Genomic DNA, 18,976 nt, shown 5'->3' on the forward strand with positions numbered 1-18,976 from the left:
GAAGCATGCTGCTGGCGCTGGCGCAATGGCTGCAAGGAGACGCAAGCTTTTTGCGCTTGTTCACGTACCTCACGTTCCGTGCGGTGATGGCCACCATCACCGCGCTCGGGATCGGGCTCGTGTGCGGACCGTGGGTGATCCGCAAGCTGACGCAAATGAAGGTCGGTCAGGCCGTGCGCAAGGACGGCCCGCAGACGCATCTGGTCAAGTCCGGCACGCCGACGATGGGCGGCGTGCTGATCCTGATCGGCATCGCGGTCGCGACGCTGCTGTGGGGCGACCTGACCAACCGTTTCATCTGGATCGTGATGCTCGTCACGTTCGGTTTCGGCGTGATCGGCTGGGTCGACGATTACCGCAAGGTCGTCCACAAGGATCCGCGCGGGATGTCGTCGCGCGAGAAGTATTTCTGGCAATCGGTGATCGGGCTGTTCGCGGCCGTCTACCTCGCCTTCAGCGTATCCGAGGCGAACAACGTGCGTGTGTTCGACCTGTTCATGGCATGGGTGAGGAGCGGCCTGTCGATGGGGCTGCCGGCACGCGCCGACCTGATGCTGCCGTTCCTGAAGTCGATCAGCTACCCGCTCGGCGTGTGGGGCTTTATCGTGCTGACGTACTTCGTGATCGTCGGCGCGAGCAACGCGGTGAACCTGACGGACGGCCTCGACGGCCTCGTGATCATGCCGGTCGTGCTGGTCGGTGCGTCGCTGGGTGTGTTCGCGTACGTGATGGGCAGCGCAGTCTATTCAAAATACCTGCTGTTCCCGCACATTCCGGGCGCGGGCGAACTGCTGATCTTCTGTTCCGCGATGGGTGGGGCAGGGCTCGCGTTCCTCTGGTACAACACGCACCCCGCGCAGGTGTTCATGGGTGACGTCGGCGCGCTGGCGCTCGGCGGCGCGCTCGGCACGGTCGCGGTGATCGTGCGCCAGGAAATCGTGCTGTTCATCATGGGCGGCATCTTCGTCGCGGAAACGCTGTCGGTGATGCTGCAGGTTTCGTGGTTCAAGTACACGAAAAAGCGCTACGGCGAAGGGCGGCGCCTGCTGAAGATGGCGCCGCTGCATCACCATTTCGAATTGTCCGGCTGGAAGGAAACGCAGGTGGTCGTGCGTTTCTGGATCATCACGCTGATGCTGTGCCTGTTCGGTCTGACCACCCTCAAGCTGCGGTAAAGGAAAGGTAACAAGGATGTCTGGCGAGATGTTTGGAGATCGGCAACGGCCGATGGTGCTCGTACTGGGGCTCGGGGAATCGGGTCTCGCGATCGCGCGATGGTGCGCGAGGCACGGGTGCCGGCTGCGTATTGCCGATACCCGCGAGGCGCCGCCGAACCTTGCCGCGCTGCAGGCCGAAGGCATCGATGCGGAATTCGTCGGCGGGGCGTTCACGCCTGCGCTGCTCGACGGCGGTGTCGAGCTCGTCGGGCTGAGCCCCGGGCTGTCGCCGCTCGAACCGGCACTCGCGTCACTGGTCGCGGCCGCGAACGAACAGGGCGTCGCGGTGTGGGGCGAGCTGGAATTCTTCGCGCAGGCGCTGCGCGCGCTCGGCACGAGCGGCTACCAGCCGAAGGTGCTCGCGATCACCGGCACCAACGGCAAGACCACGACGACGAGCCTCACCGGCCTGCTGTGCCAGCGCTCGGGCAAGAAGGTCGCCGTCGCGGGCAATATCAGCCCGGCGATGCTCGACCGGCTCGCCAGCGCGATCGACGAAACCGCGCTGCCCGACGTGTGGGTGCTCGAACTGTCGAGCTTCCAGCTCGAGACCGCGCGCACGTTCGCTCCCGATGCGGCCGCGATCCTCAACATCACGCAGGACCACCTCGACTGGCACGGCAGCTTCGACGCGTACGCGCAGGCAAAGGGCCGGATCTTCGGCGCAACGACGACGCGCGTGCTGAACCGCGACGATGCGGCCGTGATGAAGTTCGCCCCGGCAGCCGGCGCGGCCGACGCGCCGCGCACGATCACGTTCGGCCTGAACGAACCGGTGCAGGACGGCGACTACGGGCTGTCGCGCGATAACGGCATCGCGTGGCTGGTCGAAGCGGTCGATCGCGACGCCCCGGACGAAACCGCGACGACGACCCGTCGGCGCAAGCGCGACGCCGCGCATACGCCCGACATCGCTCAGAAGCGCCTGATGCCGGCCGACGCGCTGCGCATCCGCGGGCTGCACAACGCGGCGAACGCGCTGGCCGCGTTCGCGCTCGCCCGCGCGATCGACCTGCCGGCCGCGCCGCTGCTGCACGCGCTGCGCGAGTACCGCGGCGAAGCGCATCGCGTCGAAGTGATCGCGACGATCGACGACGTGGACTACGTCGACGACAGCAAGGGCACGAACGTCGGCGCGACGGTTGCGGCGCTCGACGGGCTGGCGCAGAAGATCGTGCTGATCGCCGGCGGCGACGGCAAGGGGCAGGATTTCGCACCGCTGGTCGCGCCGGTCGCGCGCTGGTGCCGCGCGGTGATGCTGATCGGCCGCGACGCACCGGCGCTCCGCGACACGCTCGCCGAAACGGGCGTGCCGCTCGCCGACCACACGACGCTCGAAGGAGCGGTGCACGCGGCGGCCGACCTCGCGGAGCCGGGCGATGCGGTGCTGCTGTCGCCTGCCTGCGCGAGCCTCGACATGTTCAGGAACTACGCCCATCGCGCGGATGTGTTCCGCGCGGCGGTCGACGAAATCGCCATCGACAAAGGAGCGACGCCATGAGCTGGTCCGATCGCCTCGTCTCCCGTTTCAACGATCGTCGCGACACCGGCGGCAATGCCGCGGGCGGCCGCGTCGCGTCGGCCACGCGCGCCGCGACGGGCGGCCTCGCGAGCGTCGTCAACGGCGTGCGCCCGAGCCGTTCGCGGATGCTCGACTTCGACTACTCGCTGCTGTGGGTCGCGATCGCGCTGCTCGGGCTCGGCGTCGTGATGGTGTATTCGGCGTCGATCGCGATGCCCGATTCGCCGAAATACGCGTCCTATCACGATTACGCGTTCCTGATGCGCCACTGCATTTCGCTCGCCGTCGCGTTCGTCGCGGCGGTGGTCGCGTTCCGCGTGCCGGTGTCGACGTGGGACAAATACGCGCCGCAACTCTTCCTGATCGCGCTCGTCGGCCTCGTGATCGTGCTGATCCCGCACGTCGGCAAGGGCGTGAACGGTGCGCGCCGCTGGATTCCGCTCGGCATCACGAACATGCAGCCGTCGGAAATCATGAAGCTCGCGGTGACGATCTACGCGGCGAACTACACGGTGCGCAAGCAGGAATACATGCAGAGCTTCGCCAAGGGCTTCCTGCCGATGGCGTTCGCGGTCGGCCTGGTCGGTGCGCTGCTGCTGCTCGAGCCGGACATGGGCGCGTTCATGGTGGTCGCGGCGATCGCGATGGGCGTGCTGTTCCTCGGCGGCGTGAACGGCAAGCTGTTCGGCGGCCTGGTCGCCACCGCGATCGGCACCTTTACGATGCTGGTGTGGCTGTCGCCGTGGCGTCGCGAGCGGATTTTCGCGTACCTCGATCCGTGGGACGAGCGCTACGCGCAGGGCAAGGCGTACCAGCTCACGCACTCGCTGATCGCGTTCGGCCGCGGCGAATGGTTCGGCGTCGGCCTCGGCGGCAGCGTCGAGAAGCTGAACTACCTGCCGGAAGCGCATACCGACTTCATCCTCGCGGTGATCGGCGAGGAGCTCGGTTTCGTCGGCGTGCTGGTCGTGATCCTGCTGTTCTACTGGATCGTGCGCCGCGCGTTCGAGATCGGCCGCCAGGCGCTCGCACTCGATCGCACGTTCGCGGGCCTGATGGCGAAGGGGATCGGCATCTGGTTCGGCGCGCAGACCTTCATCAACATGGGCGTGAACCTCGGGCTGCTGCCGACCAAGGGCCTGACGCTGCCGCTCGTGAGCTACGGCGGCTCGGGCATTTTGCTGAACTGCGTCGCGCTCGCGGTGCTGCTGCGCGTGGACTACGAAAACCGGGTGCTGATGCGCGGAGGGAAGGTATGACCGCGTCGCAACGCACGCTGATGGTGATGGCAGGCGGCACCGGGGGCCACGTGTTCCCGGGGCTCGCGGTCGCGCACCGGATGGAAGCGGCGGGCTGGCGAGTCGTGTGGCTCGGCAATCCGGCCGGGATGGAAGCGACGCTCGTGCCGAAGCACGGCATTCCGATGGAATACGTGCGGTTCGGCGGGCTGCGCGGCAAGGGTTTGAAGACCAAGCTGACGCTGCCGTTCAACCTGCTGCGCGCATGCGGACAGAGCCTCGCCGCGCTGCGCCGCGTACGGCCCGACGTCGTGCTCGGGATGGGCGGCTACATCACGTTCCCGGCGGGCGTGATGACCGCGCTGTCGGGCCGTCCGCTCGTGCTGCATGAACAGAATTCGATCGCGGGCCTGACGAACAAGGTGCTCGCGAAATTCGCGAAACGCGTGCTCGTCGCGTTCCCCGGCGCGCTGCCGCACGCGGAATGGACGGGTAACCCGATTCGCGCGGAACTTGCCGGCACGCAAGCGCCCAAAGCACGCTATGCATCGCGCAGCGGCCCGTTGAACGTGCTGGTCGTCGGCGGCAGCCTCGGGGCGGCCGCGCTGAACGAGGTCGTGCCGCGCGCGCTGGCGATGCTGGCGCCGGGCGAACGCCCGCGCATCGTGCACCAGGCCGGCGCGAAGCACATCGAAGCATTGAAGGCGAATTACGAAGCGGCCGGTTTCGCGGCCGGCGAGGACGTGCGGCTCGTGCCGTTCATCGACGACATGGCGGCCGCGTATGCGGCGGCGGATCTCGTGATCTGCCGGTCGGGGGCGATGACGGTGTCGGAGATCGCGGCGGTGGGCGTGGCGGCGCTGTTCGTGCCGTTCCCGTACGCGGTCGACGATCACCAGACGAGCAACGCCGCGTTCCTCGCCGATGCGGGCGCGGCCGTCCTGGTGCAACAACGCGACCTGTCGGCGGAACTGCTTGCCGACTGGCTGCGCGGCCAGTCGCGGGCATCGCTCGCGGACATGGCGGAGCGTTCGCGCTCGCTGGCGAAGCCCGAGGCCACCGACGAAGTCGCGCGCGTGTGCGCGAAGGCGGCCGGCGCGAACTTGGAAACACTGCAATGAAACACATCGTCAAACACATTCATTTCGTCGGGATCGGCGGCGCGGGCATGAGCGGCATCGCTGAAGTGCTCGTCAACCTCGGTTACGAGGTCAGCGGCTCGGACCTGTCGCGCAACGCGGTGACCGATCGTCTCCAGGCGCTCGGCGCGCGGATCGCGATCGGCCACGACGCGGCGAACATCGAGGGCGCGAACGCGGTCGTCGTGTCGACGGCCGTGCGTTCGGACAACCCGGAAGTGCTGGCCGCGCGCGCGAAGCGCGTGCCGATCGTGCAGCGTGCGGTGATGCTGGCGGAGCTGATGCGCCTGAAGCAGGGCATCGCGATCGCCGGCACCCACGGCAAGACCACGACGACGAGCCTCGTCGCGAGCGTGCTGGCGGCGGGCGGGCTCGATCCGACCTTCGTGATCGGCGGGCGCCTGATCAGCGCCGGCGCGAACGCACGGCTCGGCACCGGCGACTTCATCGTCGCCGAGGCCGACGAGTCGGACGCGTCGTTCCTGAACCTGTATCCGGTGATCGAGGTCATCACGAACATCGACGCCGACCACATGGACACCTACGGCCACGATTTCGCGCGGCTCAAGCAGGCGTTCATCGAATTCACGCAGCGCCTGCCGTTCTACGGCAGCGCGGTCGTGTGCGTCGACGATCCGAACGTGCGGCAGATCATCCCGTTCATTTCGAAGCCGGTCGTGCGCTACGGGCTGTCGCCGGACGCGCAGGTGCGCGCGGAAGACATCGACGCACGCGACGGCCGCATGCATTTCACGGTGATCCGCGAAGGGCGCGCGCCGCTGGCGGTCGTGCTGAACATGCCGGGCCTGCACAACGTGCAGAACGCGCTCGCGGCGATTGCGATCGCGACCGATCTCGGCGTGTCGGACGATGCGATCCAGCTGGCGCTCGCGGAATTCAACGGCGTCGGCCGGCGCTTCCAGCGCTACGGCGACGTGCCGACCGCGGACGGCGGCCAGTACACGCTGATCGACGACTACGGCCATCACCCGGTCGAGATGGCCGCGACGATCGCGGCCGCGCGCGGCGCGTTCCCGGGCCGCCGCCTCGTGCTGGCGTTCCAGCCGCACCGTTACACGCGCACCCGCGACTGCTTCGACGATTTCGTCAACGTGCTGTCGACGGTCGACGCGCTGGTGCTGACGGAAGTCTACGCGGCGGGCGAGGCGGCGATCTCGACCGCCAACGGTGACGCGCTGTCGCGCGCGCTGCGCGCGGTGGGGAAGGTTGACCCGGTATTCGTCGCGACGGTCGACGACGTGCCAGACGCATTGGCGAAGGTCGCGCAGAACGGCGACGTGGTGATCACGATGGGCGCGGGTTCGATCGGCGGCGTGCCGGCGAAGGTTGCGCAGCACACTCAACAGAAGGCATGACATGAGCGGGATTGATCCGAAACGTTTCGGCAAGGTGGCGGTGTTGTTCGGCGGCGAGTCCTCGGAGCGCGAGGTGTCGCTCACGTCGGGCAAGCTCGTGCTGCAGGGCCTGCGCGACGCGGGCATCGACGCGCACCCGTTCGACCCGGCCGAGCGTCCGCTGGCGGCGCTGAAGGATGAAGGCTTCGTGCGCGCGTTCAACGCCCTGCACGGCGGCTACGGAGAGAACGGCCAGATCCAGGGCGCGCTCGATTTCTACGGCATTCGCTACACGGGCAGCGGCGTGCTCGGGTCGGCGCTCGGCCTCGACAAGTTCCGCACGAAGCTCGTGTGGCAGCAGACGGGCGTGCCGACGCCGCCGTTCGAGACGGTGCTGCGCGGCGACGACCTCGCGGCGCGCGCGACGGACATCGTCGCGAAGCTCGGCCTGCCGCTGTTCGTGAAGCCGGCGAGCGAGGGCTCGAGCGTGGCGGTGCTGAAGGTGAAGACGGCCGACGCGCTGCCGGCCGCGCTTGCGGAAGCCGCCAAGCATGACCCGATCGTGATCGTCGAGAAGAGCATCGAAGGCGGCGGCGAGTACACCGCCTGCATCGCCGGCGATCTCGACCTGCCGGTGATCAAGATCGTGCCGGCCGGCGAGTTCTACGACTATCACGCGAAGTACGTCGCCGACGACACGCAATACCTGATTCCGTGCGGGCTGCCCGCCGACAAGGAAGCGGAGCTCAAGCGCGTCGCGCGCCGGGCGTTCGACGTGCTCGGCTGCACCGACTGGGGCCGCGCGGATTTCATGCTCGACGCCGACGGCAACGCGTACTTCCTGGAAGTGAACACCGCGCCGGGCATGACCGATCACTCGCTGCCGCCGAAGGCCGCGCGCGCGGTCGGCATCAGCTATTCGGAGCTGGTCGTGAAGGTGCTGTCGCTCACGCTCAACGACTGACGCAGGAACGGAACGACGTATGTGGAACAACGTTCGCCAACTCAACCTTGCCGCCAGCGCGCTGTACGCGCTGCTGCTGCTCGTGTTGGCGGCGGCCGGTTGCTACTGGCTGATCCAGCGCCCGACGTTCGCGCTGCGGGAAATCCGGATCGACGGCGACACCGAGCACATCAATTCACCGACGGTGCGCGCGGGCGTGGTCGGCCGGCTGAAGGGCAATTTCTTCACGGTCGATCTCGACGCCGCGCGCGCCGCGTTCGAGCAGATGCCCTGGGTGCGCCATGCGAGCGTGCGCCGGGTGTGGCCGAATGCGCTGGCTGTCACGCTCGAGGAGTACAAACCGCTGGGGACCTGGGGCAGCGACCAGCTCGTGAGCGTCGATGGCGAGCTGTTCACCGCGAACCAGGGCGAGCTGGAGCAGGAATTGCCGGCGTTCGACGGCCCGGAGGGCAGTGCGAAGGAAGTCGTCACGCGGTATCGCGACTTCGGGAAATGGTTTGCGCCGCTGAAGGCGGCGCCGGAAGAAGTGACGCTGTCGGCGCGGTACGCGTGGACGGTGAAGCTGTCGAACGGCATGCAGGTCGAGCTGGGCAAGGAACGCAACAGCGAGTCGCTGCATGACCGGAGCCAGCGCCTGGTCGCCGCATGGCCGGCTGTCACGGAGCGCTGGGGCAACGACATCGAGTACGCGGACCTGCGCTATCCGAACGGATTCGCGATTCGCGCGGCAGGCATGCGGTTCCTGACCGATACCGACAAGCGCAAGAAGTAACGAGAGATCACACGCAAGAGCACTTTATGAGCAAAGACTACAAGGATCTGCTGGTTTCCCTCGACATCGGCACGTCGAAGGTGGTGGCCATCGTCGCCGAGCTGAAGGGCGAAGGCCACTACGAGGTGATCGGCCTCGGCCAGAGCGAGTCGAAGGGTCTGAAGAAAGGTGTGGTGGTCAACATCGAGGCCACCGTGCAGTCGATCCAGCGCGCGCTCGAGGAAGCCGAGCTGATGGCCGACTGCAAGATCACCAACGTGTTCACGGGGATCGCGGGCAGCCACATCCGCAGCTTCAACTCGAGCGGGATGGTCGCGATCAAGGACAAGGAAGTCACGCAGACCGACGTCGCGCGCGTGATCGAGACCGCGAAGGCGATCAACATCCCGACCGACCAGCAGGTGCTGCACATCCTCACGCAGGAATTCATCATCGACGGCCAGGAAGACGTGCGCGAGCCGATCGGCATGAGCGGCATCCGGCTGGAAGTGAAGGTGCACATCGTGACGGGCGCGGTGAGTGCCGCGCAGAACATCGTCAAGTGCGTGCGCCGCTGCGGGCTCGAAGTGAACGACCTGATCCTGCAGCCGCTCGCGTCGTCGCTGGCCGTGCTGACGGAAGACGAGAAGGATCTCGGCGTGGTGCTGGTCGACATCGGCGGCGGCACGACGGACATCGCGATCTTCGCCGAAGGCGCGATCCGCCACACCGCGGTGATTCCGATCGCCGGCGACCAGATCACGAGCGACATCGCGATGGCGCTGCGCACGCCGACGCCGGATGCGGAAGACATCAAGGTCGGCTACGGGATCGCGAAGCAGGCGCTCGCCGATCCGGACGAAATGGTCGAAGTGCCGGGCCTCGGCGAACGCGGTCCGCGCACGCTGTCGCGCCAGGCGCTGGCCGCGGTGATCGAGCCGCGCGTCGAGGAACTGTTCTCGCTCGTGCAGCAGGTCGTGCGCGAATCCGGTTACGAAGAACTGCTGAGCTCCGGGGTGGTCATTACCGGCGGTGCATCGATGATGCCCGGCATGGTCGAGCTTGGCGAAGACATTTTCCTGAAACCGGTGCGCATCGGCGCGCCGGAATATGCAGGCGGCCTCTCCGACGTCGTGCGCAATCCGCGCTACTCGACGGCGATGGGGCTGCTCGTCGAAGGCAGTGCCCAGCGCATGCGCGGCCGCAAGGTCGCCGTGCAGTCCGGCAACGCGGGGCAAGTGTTCTCGCGGATGAAGGAATGGTTCCTGAGCAACTTCTGACGAATCGAACCGAATCGAAATTCGCGCTGGTGCCGGCGGCTGGCGCGCGACAGGGGGTTGCCCGATCTCCTGCCGAATAACGGCCGAGTAGCAGTCATTCTCTTGACGGAGGCAACAATGGAATTCGAAATGCTGGAAACCGAGACCAACGGCACCATCATCAAGGTGGTCGGCGTTGGCGGCGCTGGCGGCAATGCCGTCCAGCACATGATCAACCGCGGCGTGCAGGGCGTCGACTTCATCGTGATGAACACGGATGCGCAGGCGCTGTCGCGTTCGCGCGCATCGTCGGTGATCCAGCTCGGCAACACGGGCCTGGGCGCCGGTGCGAAGCCGGAAATGGGTCGTGCGGCAGCGGAAGAAGCGCGTGAGCGCATCGCCGACGCACTGCGCGGCGCGCACATGGTGTTCATCACGGCCGGCATGGGCGGTGGCACGGGCACGGGCGCGGCACCGGTGGTCGCGCAGATCGCGAAGGAGATGGGCATCCTGACGGTAGGTGTCGTCAGCAAGCCGTTCGAGTTCGAAGGCGGCAAGCGCATGCGCGTCGCTGAAGCCGGTTCGCAGCAACTGGAGGATCACGTCGACTCGCTGATCGTCGTTCTGAACGACAAGCTGTTCGACGTGATGGGCGACGACGCCGAGATGGACAAGTGCTTCCAGTGCGCGGACGACGTGTTGAACAACGCGGTCGCAGGCATCGCTGAAATCATCAATGTCGACGGCCTCGTGAACGTCGACTTCGAAGACGTGAAGACGGTGATGGGCGAGCAGGGCAAGGCGATGATGGGCACGGCGACGGTCGCCGGCGTCGATCGCGCACGCCTCGCGGCGGAACAGGCCGTGGCGAGCCCGCTGCTCGAAGGCGTCGATCTGTCGGGCGCGCGCGGCGTGCTGGTCAACATCACGTCGAGCCGTTCGCTGCGTCTGTCGGAAACGCGCGAAGTGATGAACACGATCAAGAGCTACGCGGCGGAAGATGCGACGGTGATCTTCGGTGCGGTGTACGACGACGCAATGGGCGATGCGCTGCGCGTGACGGTCGTGGCAACGGGTCTGGGTCGTGCGGCGAAGAAGCAGCAATCGGCACCGATGACGCTGCTGCGCACGGGTACGGACAACCAGCCGGTCAGCGCGGTGTCGCACGGTTATGCGCCGACGCATCACGTCAGCACGGCAGACTACGGCGCGCTCGACACGCCGGCGGTGTGGCGCAATTCGCGCGAAACCGCGGCATCGCACGTGCAGGCGCTGCAGGAGAAGGGTGTCGACACGTACGACATCCCGGCTTTCCTGCGCAAGCAGGCTGACTGACGCACACACAGGCGAAGCCGCGGCGAATCTGCCGCGGTAACGCCGGCGTGACGGATGCTACGGACCACGACAGGCCGCGTCGGCTGCGACGCCGGGCCGGGAAACGTGCCCTCTCCGCTCAAGCGGGGCGGGATGGACCGTGCTGTCCGCGACACGCTGAAAAACCGTATCGCTATGAGGGACCAGCCATGATTCAAGTGGGCGACGCGCTGCCCGACGCGCAATTGTTCGAGTACATCGACGACGCGCGCGAAGGGTGCACGCTGGGGCCGAACGCCTACAGCGTGCGCGACCAGGTTGCGGGAAAGCGGGTGGTGATCTTCGGATTGCCGGGCGCTTTCACGCCGACCTGCTCGGCGCAGCATGTGCCGGGCTACGTCGAACACGCCGAGCAGTTGCGCGCGGCGGGCATCGACGAGATCTGGTGCGTGTCCGTCAACGACGCATTCGTGATGGGCGCATGGGGACGTGATCTGCACACCGCGGGCAAGGTGCGCATGATGGCGGACGGCAGCGCTGCTTTCACTCATGCGCTGGGGCTGACGCAGGATTTGTCGGCGCGTGGCATGGGAATTCGTTCCCTGCGCTACGCGATGGTGATTGACGGCGGTGTGGTCAAGACGCTGGCCGTCGAGGCGCCGGGCAAATTCGAAGTGAGCGATGCGGCGAGTGTTCTCGCGACGTTGACGTCCTGATCGTGCGGTGCGCCGTTGCCTTCCGGCAACGCTGCTCACCGGCCTCAGGGCAGTTGTAACACGGGCCGATGACCGGAAACGCCTCCGTTCCGGGCATCGGCCCGTCCCGTATCGGCGCGGGTAAACGGTCGAAACAGATTGATACGCAGTTTCAAACGACGCTGAATAGGGAATTACGCTATAATCTCCCCTATCGAATATAACTCCTGATTGATATCTTCAATCACGACGAAGAACATCATGCTGAAGCAGCGCACCATCAAATCCATCGTGAAGACCGTGGGTATCGGTGTCCACTCGGGCCGCAAGATCGAGCTGACGCTCCGTCCTGCCGCACCCGGCACGGGCATCGTCTTCTCGCGCGTCGACCTTCCCACGCCCGTCGACATTCCCGCCGCGGCGACGTCGATCGGCGATACGCGGCTCGCGTCGGTGTTGCAGAAGGATGGCGTGCGCGTGTCGACCGTCGAGCACCTGATGTCGGCATGTGCCGGCCTAGGTATCGACAACCTCTATGTCGACGTGACGGCCGAGGAAATCCCGATCATGGACGGCAGCGCGGCGACCTTCGTGTTCCTGATCCAGTCCGCCGGGATCGAGGAGCAGAACGCACCGAAGCGCTTCGTCAAGGTGAAGAAGACGGTCGAAATCCGTGATGGCGACAAGTTCGCGCGTCTCGATCCGTACTTCGGTTTCAAGCTGAAATTCTCGATCGACTTCCGTCACCCGGCCGTCGACAAGACCGGCCAGGAGCTCGAGGTCGATTTCGCGAATACGTCGTACGTGCGCGAGATTGCGCGGGCACGCACGTTCGGTTTCGCCCATGAAGCCGAGATGCTGCGCGAGATGGGTCTCGCCCGTGGCGGCAGCATGGAAAACGCGATCGTGCTCGACGAGTACCGCATCCTGAACAACGACGGGCTGCGCTATGACGACGAGTTCGTGAAGCACAAGATGCTCGACGCGATCGGCGACCTGTACGTGATCGGCCATCCGCTGCTGGCGTCGTACACGGCGTACAAGTCGGGCCACGGGCTGAACAACGCGCTGCTGCGCGAACTGCTCGCGAACGAAGATGCGTACGAGATCGTCACGTTCGACGATCCGCAAGCCGCACCGAAGGGCTTCGCGTTCGACATGCAGACGGCCTTCGCGTGACCTGCGTTTGGCGCAAGCAATAAAAAAGCAGCCTTCGGGCTGCTTTTTTATTGGCCAGGCCACCTGGCGCTGCCGGCGGCGCGCGCCGTCAGCGCGGCTTCGCGCCATGCCGGGCCGCCATCCGCGCGAGCGCGTCCTGCAGCGGTGACGGTTCGAGATGATCTGCCAGGTCGCGCAACGCGGCCGCGCCGACCGACGTCATCCGCGCCTGCTTCACGTGGGGCGGCTCCGGCGCATCCTTCGGGCGCACGCGTACGCGTAACGTCGAGACCGGCCAGCCGCGTTTTTGCAGATCGCCGAGCAACCGCGGTTCGACCTGTCGCAGGCGAGCGGCCAATGCGTTGTGCGCAGCAAAGAGGGTCAGGGTGCCATCCTTGATGAAGCCCGGTTCGACGTGATTCGCCAGATAGTCGGGCAGGAGCGCGGCAAGGTCGCGCTGCAGCGACGCGATCTGTTCGACGCCGGCGCGCAGCGCCGCAAACGCGTCGGTGCGGCCGAGCACTTCGGACACGGGTTGCGGGCGATACGGGGCGAGCGGGCCGAAACGCTTGGAAAATCGGTTCATCGAGACATTCTTCGGGCGCGCACGCGCGCGGACGTTGACGCCGATTGTACCCGTGCGGGCCCGTGCACGGGCGGCTTTCGCCCCGATGGCCCGGCGGTCGGCGCGCAGTGCCCGTCCGGCCGAGACACGGGCGCACGCGTCCCCGCGTGCTAAAATTCATCGTTTGAGTCCACTAATTCGCTAAGCCGCCGAGGCTCGGGCGCCGGGGCGCGCAACACGCGCCGGGCGCCGGTGCTGCGACGCAGGATCCGATCCGATGACAACCGGTTTTCTCCAGAAAATTTTTGGCAGCCGCAACCAGCGGCTCGTCAAGCAATACCAAAAGACCGTCACGACGATCAATGCGCTCGAAACGCAGATCGAGAAGCTGACGGACGACCAGTTGCGCGGCAAGACGGACGAATTCCGCCAGCGGGTCGCGGCCGGCGAGTCGCTCGACAAGCTGCTGCCCGAGGCCTTCGCGGTCTGCCGCGAGGCCAGCCGTCGCGTGCTGAAGATGCGGCACTTCGACGTGCAGATGATCGGCGGCATGGTGCTCCACTACGGCAAGATCGCGGAAATGCGCACCGGCGAGGGCAAGACGCTCGTCGCGACGCTGCCCGTGTACCTGAACGCGCTGGCAGGCCGCGGCGTGCACGTGGTGACCGTCAACGATTACCTCGCGCAGCGCGACGCCGAATGGATGGCGCGCCTCTACAACTTCCTCGGTCTGTCGGTCGGCATCAACCTGTCCGGCATGGAGCATGACCAGAAGCAGCAGGCGTACGCGGCGGACATCACGTACGGCACGAACAACGAATTCGGCTTCGACTACCTGCGCGACAACATGGTCTACGAGACCGACGCGCGCGTGCAGCGGGCCCTGAATTTCGCGGTCGTCGACGAAGTGGACTCGATCCTGATCGACGAGGCGCGTACGCCGCTGATCATTTCGGGCCAGGCCGAGGATCACACCGAGCTGTACGTGCGGATGAACGCACTGCCGCCGCTGCTCGAGCGCCAGATCGGCGAAGAGAAGGCCGACGGCACGGGCGTCGAGAAGCCGGGCGACTATACGCTCGACGAGAAGGCGCGCCAGGTGTTCCTGACGGAATCGGGCCACGAGAAGGCCGAGCGCCTGCTCGCCGAATGGGGCCTGATCGGCGAGGGCGAGAGCCTGTACGCGCCGCAGAACATCACGCTGATGCACCACGTGTACGCGGCGCTGCGCGCGCACACGCTGTTCCACAAGGATCAGCACTACGTCGTGCAGAACGGCGAAGTGGTCATCGTCGACGAATTCACGGGCCGCCTGATGGCCGGCCGCCGCTGGTCCGACGGCCTGCACCAGGCGGTCGAGGCGAAGGAACACGTGAAGATCCAGAGCGAGAACCAGACGCTCGCGTCGATCACGTTCCAGAACTACTTCCGGATGTACGCGAAGCTGGCCGGCATGACCGGTACCGCCGACACCGAAGCGTACGAATTCAACGAGATCTACGGTCTCGAAACGGTCGTGATCCCGACCAACCGCCCGCCGAAGCGGATCGACAAGCAGGACCAGATCTACAAGACGGCCAAGGAGCGCTATGACGCGGTGATCCGCGACATCCGCGAATGCTACGAACGCGGTCAGCCGGTGCTGGTCGGCACGACGTCGATCGAGAACTCGGAGCTGCTGTCGCACCTGCTGAAGCAGGCCGGGTTGCCGCACGAAGTCCTGAACGCGAAGCAGCACGAGCGTGAAGCCGCGATCGTCGCGGAAGCCGGCCGGCCGAAGCGCATCACGATCGCGACCAACATGGCCGGCCGCGGTACCGACATCGTGCTCGGCGGCAATGCGGAGAAGCAGGCGGCGTTCATCGAGGCCGACGAAGCGATCCCGGCCGACGAAAAGGCGCGCCGCATCCAGCAGCTGCACGACGAGTGGGAAACGCTGCACGAGGAGGTGAAGGCCGCGGGCGGCCTGCACATCATCGGTACCGAGCGCCACGAATCGCGCCGGATCGACAACCAGCTGCGCGGCCGTGCGGGCCGCCAGGGCGATCCGGGCTCGTCGCGCTTCTACCTGTCGCTCGACGATCCGCTGCTGCGCATCTTCGCGGGCGACCGCGTGCGTTCGATCATGGATCGCCTGAAGATGCCGGAAGGCGAGGCGATCGAGGCCGGCATCGTCACGCGCTCGATCGAGTCCGCGCAGCGCAAGGTCGAAGCGCGCAACTTCGACATCCGCAAGCAGCTGCTCGAATACGACGACGTGTCGAACGACCAGCGCAAGGTGATCTACCAGCAGCGTAACGAGTTGCTCGAAGCGCACGACATCACCGAGACGATCACCGCGATGCGTCACGGCGTGATTACCGAAGTCGTCCGCCAGTTCGTGCCGGAAGGCAGCATCGAAGAGCAGTGGGACGTGCCCGAGCTCGAGGAAGTGCTGCGCAACGAATGGCAGCTCGACCTCGCGATCCAGGAAATGGTGAACGAGTCCTCGTCGATCACCGCCGAGGAGATCCTCGACGCGGTGACGACGGCCGCCGACGAGCAGTATGAGGCGAAGGTCGCGATGGTCGGCCGCGAATCGTTCAGCGCGTTCGAGCGCTCGGTGATGCTGCAGACGGTCGACCGTCTGTGGCGCGAGCACCTCGCGGCGCTCGACCACCTGCGCCAGGGTATCCACCTGCGCGGCTATGCGCAGAAGAATCCGAAGCAGGAATACAAGCGCGAAGCGTTCGAACTGTTCGCCGCGATGCTCGAGGCGATCAAGCAGGAAGTCACGCGCGTCGTGATGAACGTGCAGATCCAGTCGCCGGAACAGCTCGAGCAGGCCGCCGAGCAGATCGAGGAGCGTGGCGGTCATCTCGAGAACGTCGAGTACCAGCACGCCGATTACGCGGAATCCGGTGCGCCGGTGGCCAACGTCACGGCTGCCGTGGCGGCCACGGCGACGGCCGACATGGTCGGCAGCGCGATGACGCACAGCGGCCCCGGCGGCGAAATGCCGAAGGTCGGCCGCAACGACCCGTGCCCGTGCGGCAGCGGCAAGAAGTACAAGCAATGTCACGGGAAGCTGTCATGATCGACGGCGGCGCGCATCGCGCGTGCCGCTTCATTCGCAGCTTCGCGTGAGTGATGTGAGTTGCGGCGGCCCGCGCGTGCGGCCGCTGGTTCTTCCAATCGATGCCGGCGCATGCCGGCATTTTCCATCCGGCAGGTGTGCCCCATGGCTGTCAATTTTCCGTCGATCGATCCCGCCCAACTGCATCCCGTCGCCGGCGTCACGCTCGGCTGGGCGGAAGCGAACATCCGCAAGCCGAATCGCAAGGACGTGCTGGTCATCTCCGTCGACGAAAGCGCGACGGTCGCGGGCGTGTTCACTGAAAACCGTTTCTGCGCAGCGCCGGTCACCGTCTGCCGCGAGCACCTGGCGAAGGTGCGCGCGGGCGGCGCGGGCATTCGCGCGCTCGTCGTGAATACGGGCAATGCGAACGCAGGCACCGGCGAGCCGGGCCTCGTGAACGCACGCGAAACCTGCACGGAACTCGCGCGCCTTGCGGGCATCGAGCCGGCGCAGGTGCTGCCGTTCTCGACCGGCGTGATCCTCGAGCCGCTGCCGATCGATCGCCTGAAGGCCGGCCTGCCGGCCGCGCTCGCGAACCGCAAGGCCGCGAACTGGTTCGACGCCGCGCAGGCGATCATGACGACGGACACGCTGCCGAAGGCCACGTCGCGCCAGGTGACGATCGACGGCCATACGGTCACGCTGACGGGCATCAGCAAGGGCGCGGGCATGATCAAGCCGAACATGGCGACGATGCTCGGCTTCCTCGCGTTCGACGCGAACGTCGCGCAGCCGGTGCTCGACACGCTCGTAAAGGAAGTCGCGGATCGCTCGTTCAACTGCATCACGATCGACGGCGACACGTCGACGAACGACTCGTTCATCCTGATCGCGTCGGGCAAGAGCACGCTGCCCGCGATCACGTCGACCGATTCGCCGGCCTACGCGGCGCTGCGCGATGCGGTGACGGAAGTCGCGCAGGTGCTGTCGCAACTGATCGTGCGCGATGGCGAAGGCGCGACGAAATTCATGACGGTGCAGGTCGAAGGCGGCAAGAACGTCGCGGAATGCCGCCAGATCGCTTACGCGATCGGCCATTCGCCGCTCGTGAAAACGGCCTTCTACGCATCCGACCCCAACCTTGGCCGGATTCTCGCGGCGATCGGCTATGCGGGCGTCGCGGATCTGGACGTCGACAAGATCGACCTCTATCTCGACGACGTTCTCGTCGCGAAGGCGGGCGGCCGCAATCCGGCTTACCAGGAAGAAGACGGCCAGCGCGTGATGAAGCAGAGCGAAATCACGATTCGCGTGCTGCTCGGCCGCGGCGACGCGCAGGCCACCATCTGGACGTGCGACCTGTCGCACGACTACGTGAGCATCAACGCGGATTACCGCTCCTGATCGGGAGCGTTCGAACGCCATGGACAAGCTTGAACAGTTTCTGACGCGTGCCGAAGCGCTGCTCGGCCGTCTCGAGGGGATGCTGCCGCCCGCGCCGGCCGCGGTCGACTGGAATGCCGCGCACGCGTTCCGCTGGCGCAAGCGCCAGGGGCGCGGCTATCTGCAGCCGGTGCCGGCCGTGTCGTCGATCACGCTCGGTGACCTCCACAACATCGATCGCCAGAAAGGGCTGATCGAACAGAACACGCGGCAGTTCGTGCAGCAGAAGCCGGCCAACAACGTGCTGCTGACCGGCGCGCGCGGTACCGGCAAATCGTCGCTGATCAAGGCGTGCCTGAACGCGTATGCGAACGACGGCCTGCGCCTGATCGAAGTCGACAAGGACGACCTGCACGATCTCGGCGACATCGTCGACCTGATCTCGCAGCGTCCCGAGCGCTTCATCGTGTTTTGCGACGACCTGTCGTTCGAAGAAGGCGAGTCGGGCTACAAGGCGCTGAAGGTCGCGCTCGACGGCTCGATCGCCGCCCAGTCGGACAACGTGCTGATCTACGCGACGTCGAACCGCCGCCATCTGCTGCCCGAGTACATGAGCGACAACGAGTCGTACAAGCATCTTCCGGATGGCGAGATTCACCCCGGCGAAGTCGTCGAGGAAAAGATCTCGCTGTCGGAGCGCTTCGGCCTGTGGGTGAGCTTCTATCCGTTCAAGCAGGACGACTACCTCGACATCGTCGGGCACTGGCTGCGTCATTTCGGCTGCCCGGACGCGGAGATCGAATCCGCACGCGGCGATGCGCTCGTGTGGGCGCTCGAGCGCGGTTCGCGCTCGGGGCGTGTCGCGTGGCAGTTTGCGCGTGACTGGTCGGGCCGCAAGGAGCAGGCATGAGCCCGGATCTCGCACAAGGCGCGGTGCGCGCGCCCGATGGCCGCAAGGTGACGGAAGTCGCGGTCGGCGTGATGGTGCAGCCGGACGGAAGCTACCTGCTCGCACAGCGGCTGCAAGGCAAGCCGTATGAAGGCTACTGGGAGTTTCCGGGCGGCAAGCTGGAGGCCGGCGAAAGCGTCGAGGATGCGCTTGCGCGCGAACTGCACGAGGAGCTCGGCATCGAAGTCACGGCCAGCCACCGCTGGCACACGCTCGAGCACGATTATCCGCATGCGTACGTGCGGCTGTATTTCTGCAAGGTGACGGGCTGGACGGGCGAGCCGCACAGCAAGGAAGGGCAGGCGTTCGTGTGGCAGCAACTGCCGGTCGCCGTCGCGCCGCTGTTGCCGGCCGCGCTGCCGGTGCTCGAACTGCTCGAGAAGGAAGCCGCGTCGAACTGACGCCATGA

Annotated in this window: 16 protein-coding genes; 15 read left to right on the forward strand and 1 reads right to left on the reverse strand. The window is 66.3% G+C overall.

Annotated features, from left to right (window positions below; all coding sequences use genetic code 11):
* Positions 1-5 precede the first annotated feature (5 nt).
* The 11 genes from mraY to lpxC all read left to right on the forward strand — a co-directional run bounded on the left by mraY (position 6) and on the right by lpxC (position 12,633).
* A complete protein-coding gene (gene mraY / locus CFB47_RS02650; protein WP_006477019.1) occupies positions 6-1,175 on the forward strand; it encodes a phospho-N-acetylmuramoyl-pentapeptide-transferase in 1,170 nt (389 codons plus the stop codon).
* 28 nt (positions 1,176-1,203) lie between these two features.
* On the forward strand, positions 1,204-2,718 hold the full coding sequence (murD, locus tag CFB47_RS02655) for a UDP-N-acetylmuramoyl-L-alanine--D-glutamate ligase (protein ID WP_089455536.1): 1,515 nt from the start codon (positions 1,204-1,206) through the stop codon (positions 2,716-2,718).
* A complete protein-coding gene (gene ftsW / locus CFB47_RS02660) occupies positions 2,715-3,998 on the forward strand; it encodes a putative lipid II flippase FtsW (RefSeq protein ID WP_089439163.1) in 1,284 nt (427 codons plus the stop codon). The genes murD and ftsW overlap by 4 nt, the downstream gene beginning before the upstream one ends.
* A complete protein-coding gene (gene murG / locus CFB47_RS02665; protein WP_089439164.1) occupies positions 3,995-5,098 on the forward strand; it encodes an undecaprenyldiphospho-muramoylpentapeptide beta-N-acetylglucosaminyltransferase in 1,104 nt (367 codons plus the stop codon). Before ftsW ends, murG begins: the two co-directional genes overlap by 4 nt.
* The gene (gene murC, locus CFB47_RS02670; protein ID WP_069247052.1) at positions 5,095-6,492 is read left to right on the forward strand and encodes a UDP-N-acetylmuramate--L-alanine ligase; all 1,398 of its coding nucleotides are present in this window, start codon (positions 5,095-5,097) and stop codon (positions 6,490-6,492) included. The genes murG and murC overlap by 4 nt, the downstream gene beginning before the upstream one ends.
* Before the next feature lies 1 nt (position 6,493).
* Entirely contained in the window at positions 6,494-7,435 is a 942-nt protein-coding gene (locus CFB47_RS02675) for a D-alanine--D-alanine ligase (RefSeq protein ID WP_089424424.1), read from the forward strand.
* 19 nt (positions 7,436-7,454) lie between these two features.
* Positions 7,455-8,207, forward strand: coding sequence for a cell division protein FtsQ/DivIB (locus tag CFB47_RS02680; RefSeq protein ID WP_011350842.1), 753 nt, complete (start codon positions 7,455-7,457; stop codon positions 8,205-8,207).
* Positions 8,208-8,233: 26 nt separating this feature from the next.
* Positions 8,234-9,466 (forward strand): cell division protein FtsA, encoded by a 1,233-nt coding sequence (ftsA, locus tag CFB47_RS02685; protein WP_006487138.1) that lies wholly within the window; start codon positions 8,234-8,236, stop codon positions 9,464-9,466.
* 117 nt (positions 9,467-9,583) lie between these two features.
* A complete protein-coding gene (gene ftsZ, locus CFB47_RS02690) occupies positions 9,584-10,780 on the forward strand; it encodes a cell division protein FtsZ (protein ID WP_011350843.1) in 1,197 nt (398 codons plus the stop codon).
* A 188-nt stretch (positions 10,781-10,968) separates the two neighbouring features.
* On the forward strand, positions 10,969-11,475 hold the full coding sequence (locus CFB47_RS02695) for a peroxiredoxin (RefSeq protein ID WP_011350844.1): 507 nt from the start codon (positions 10,969-10,971) through the stop codon (positions 11,473-11,475).
* 240 nt (positions 11,476-11,715) lie between these two features.
* The gene (lpxC, locus tag CFB47_RS02700) at positions 11,716-12,633 is read left to right on the forward strand and encodes a UDP-3-O-acyl-N-acetylglucosamine deacetylase (protein WP_011350845.1); all 918 of its coding nucleotides are present in this window, start codon (positions 11,716-11,718) and stop codon (positions 12,631-12,633) included.
* A gap of 88 nt (positions 12,634-12,721) precedes the next feature.
* On the opposite strand, the gene CFB47_RS02705 is transcribed toward lpxC, so the two are convergent.
* Positions 12,722-13,198, reverse strand: coding sequence for a DUF721 domain-containing protein (locus CFB47_RS02705; protein WP_039353137.1), 477 nt, complete (start codon positions 13,196-13,198; stop codon positions 12,722-12,724).
* Between the two features lie 256 nt (positions 13,199-13,454).
* On the opposite strand from CFB47_RS02705, the gene secA reads away from it, so the two are divergent.
* The 4 genes from secA (at position 13,455) to CFB47_RS02725 (ending at position 18,968) form a co-directional block, all read left to right on the forward strand.
* A complete protein-coding gene (gene secA, locus CFB47_RS02710) occupies positions 13,455-16,253 on the forward strand; it encodes a preprotein translocase subunit SecA (protein ID WP_089455541.1) in 2,799 nt (932 codons plus the stop codon).
* 144 nt (positions 16,254-16,397) lie between these two features.
* Positions 16,398-17,639, forward strand: coding sequence for a bifunctional glutamate N-acetyltransferase/amino-acid acetyltransferase ArgJ (gene argJ, locus CFB47_RS02715; RefSeq protein ID WP_089455542.1), 1,242 nt, complete (start codon positions 16,398-16,400; stop codon positions 17,637-17,639).
* A gap of 19 nt (positions 17,640-17,658) precedes the next feature.
* A complete protein-coding gene (locus CFB47_RS02720) occupies positions 17,659-18,528 on the forward strand; it encodes an ATP-binding protein (protein WP_089439171.1) in 870 nt (289 codons plus the stop codon).
* Complete coding sequence (locus CFB47_RS02725) at positions 18,525-18,968, forward strand: NUDIX domain-containing protein (protein WP_089455543.1); 444 nt, start codon at positions 18,525-18,527, stop codon at positions 18,966-18,968. The genes CFB47_RS02720 and CFB47_RS02725 overlap by 4 nt, the downstream gene beginning before the upstream one ends.
* Positions 18,969-18,976: the final 8 nt, after the last annotated feature.

It is taken from the genome of Burkholderia sp. AU27893 (genome assembly GCF_002223205.1).
In the GTDB taxonomy this organism is placed as follows: Bacteria; Pseudomonadota; Gammaproteobacteria; order Burkholderiales; family Burkholderiaceae; genus Burkholderia.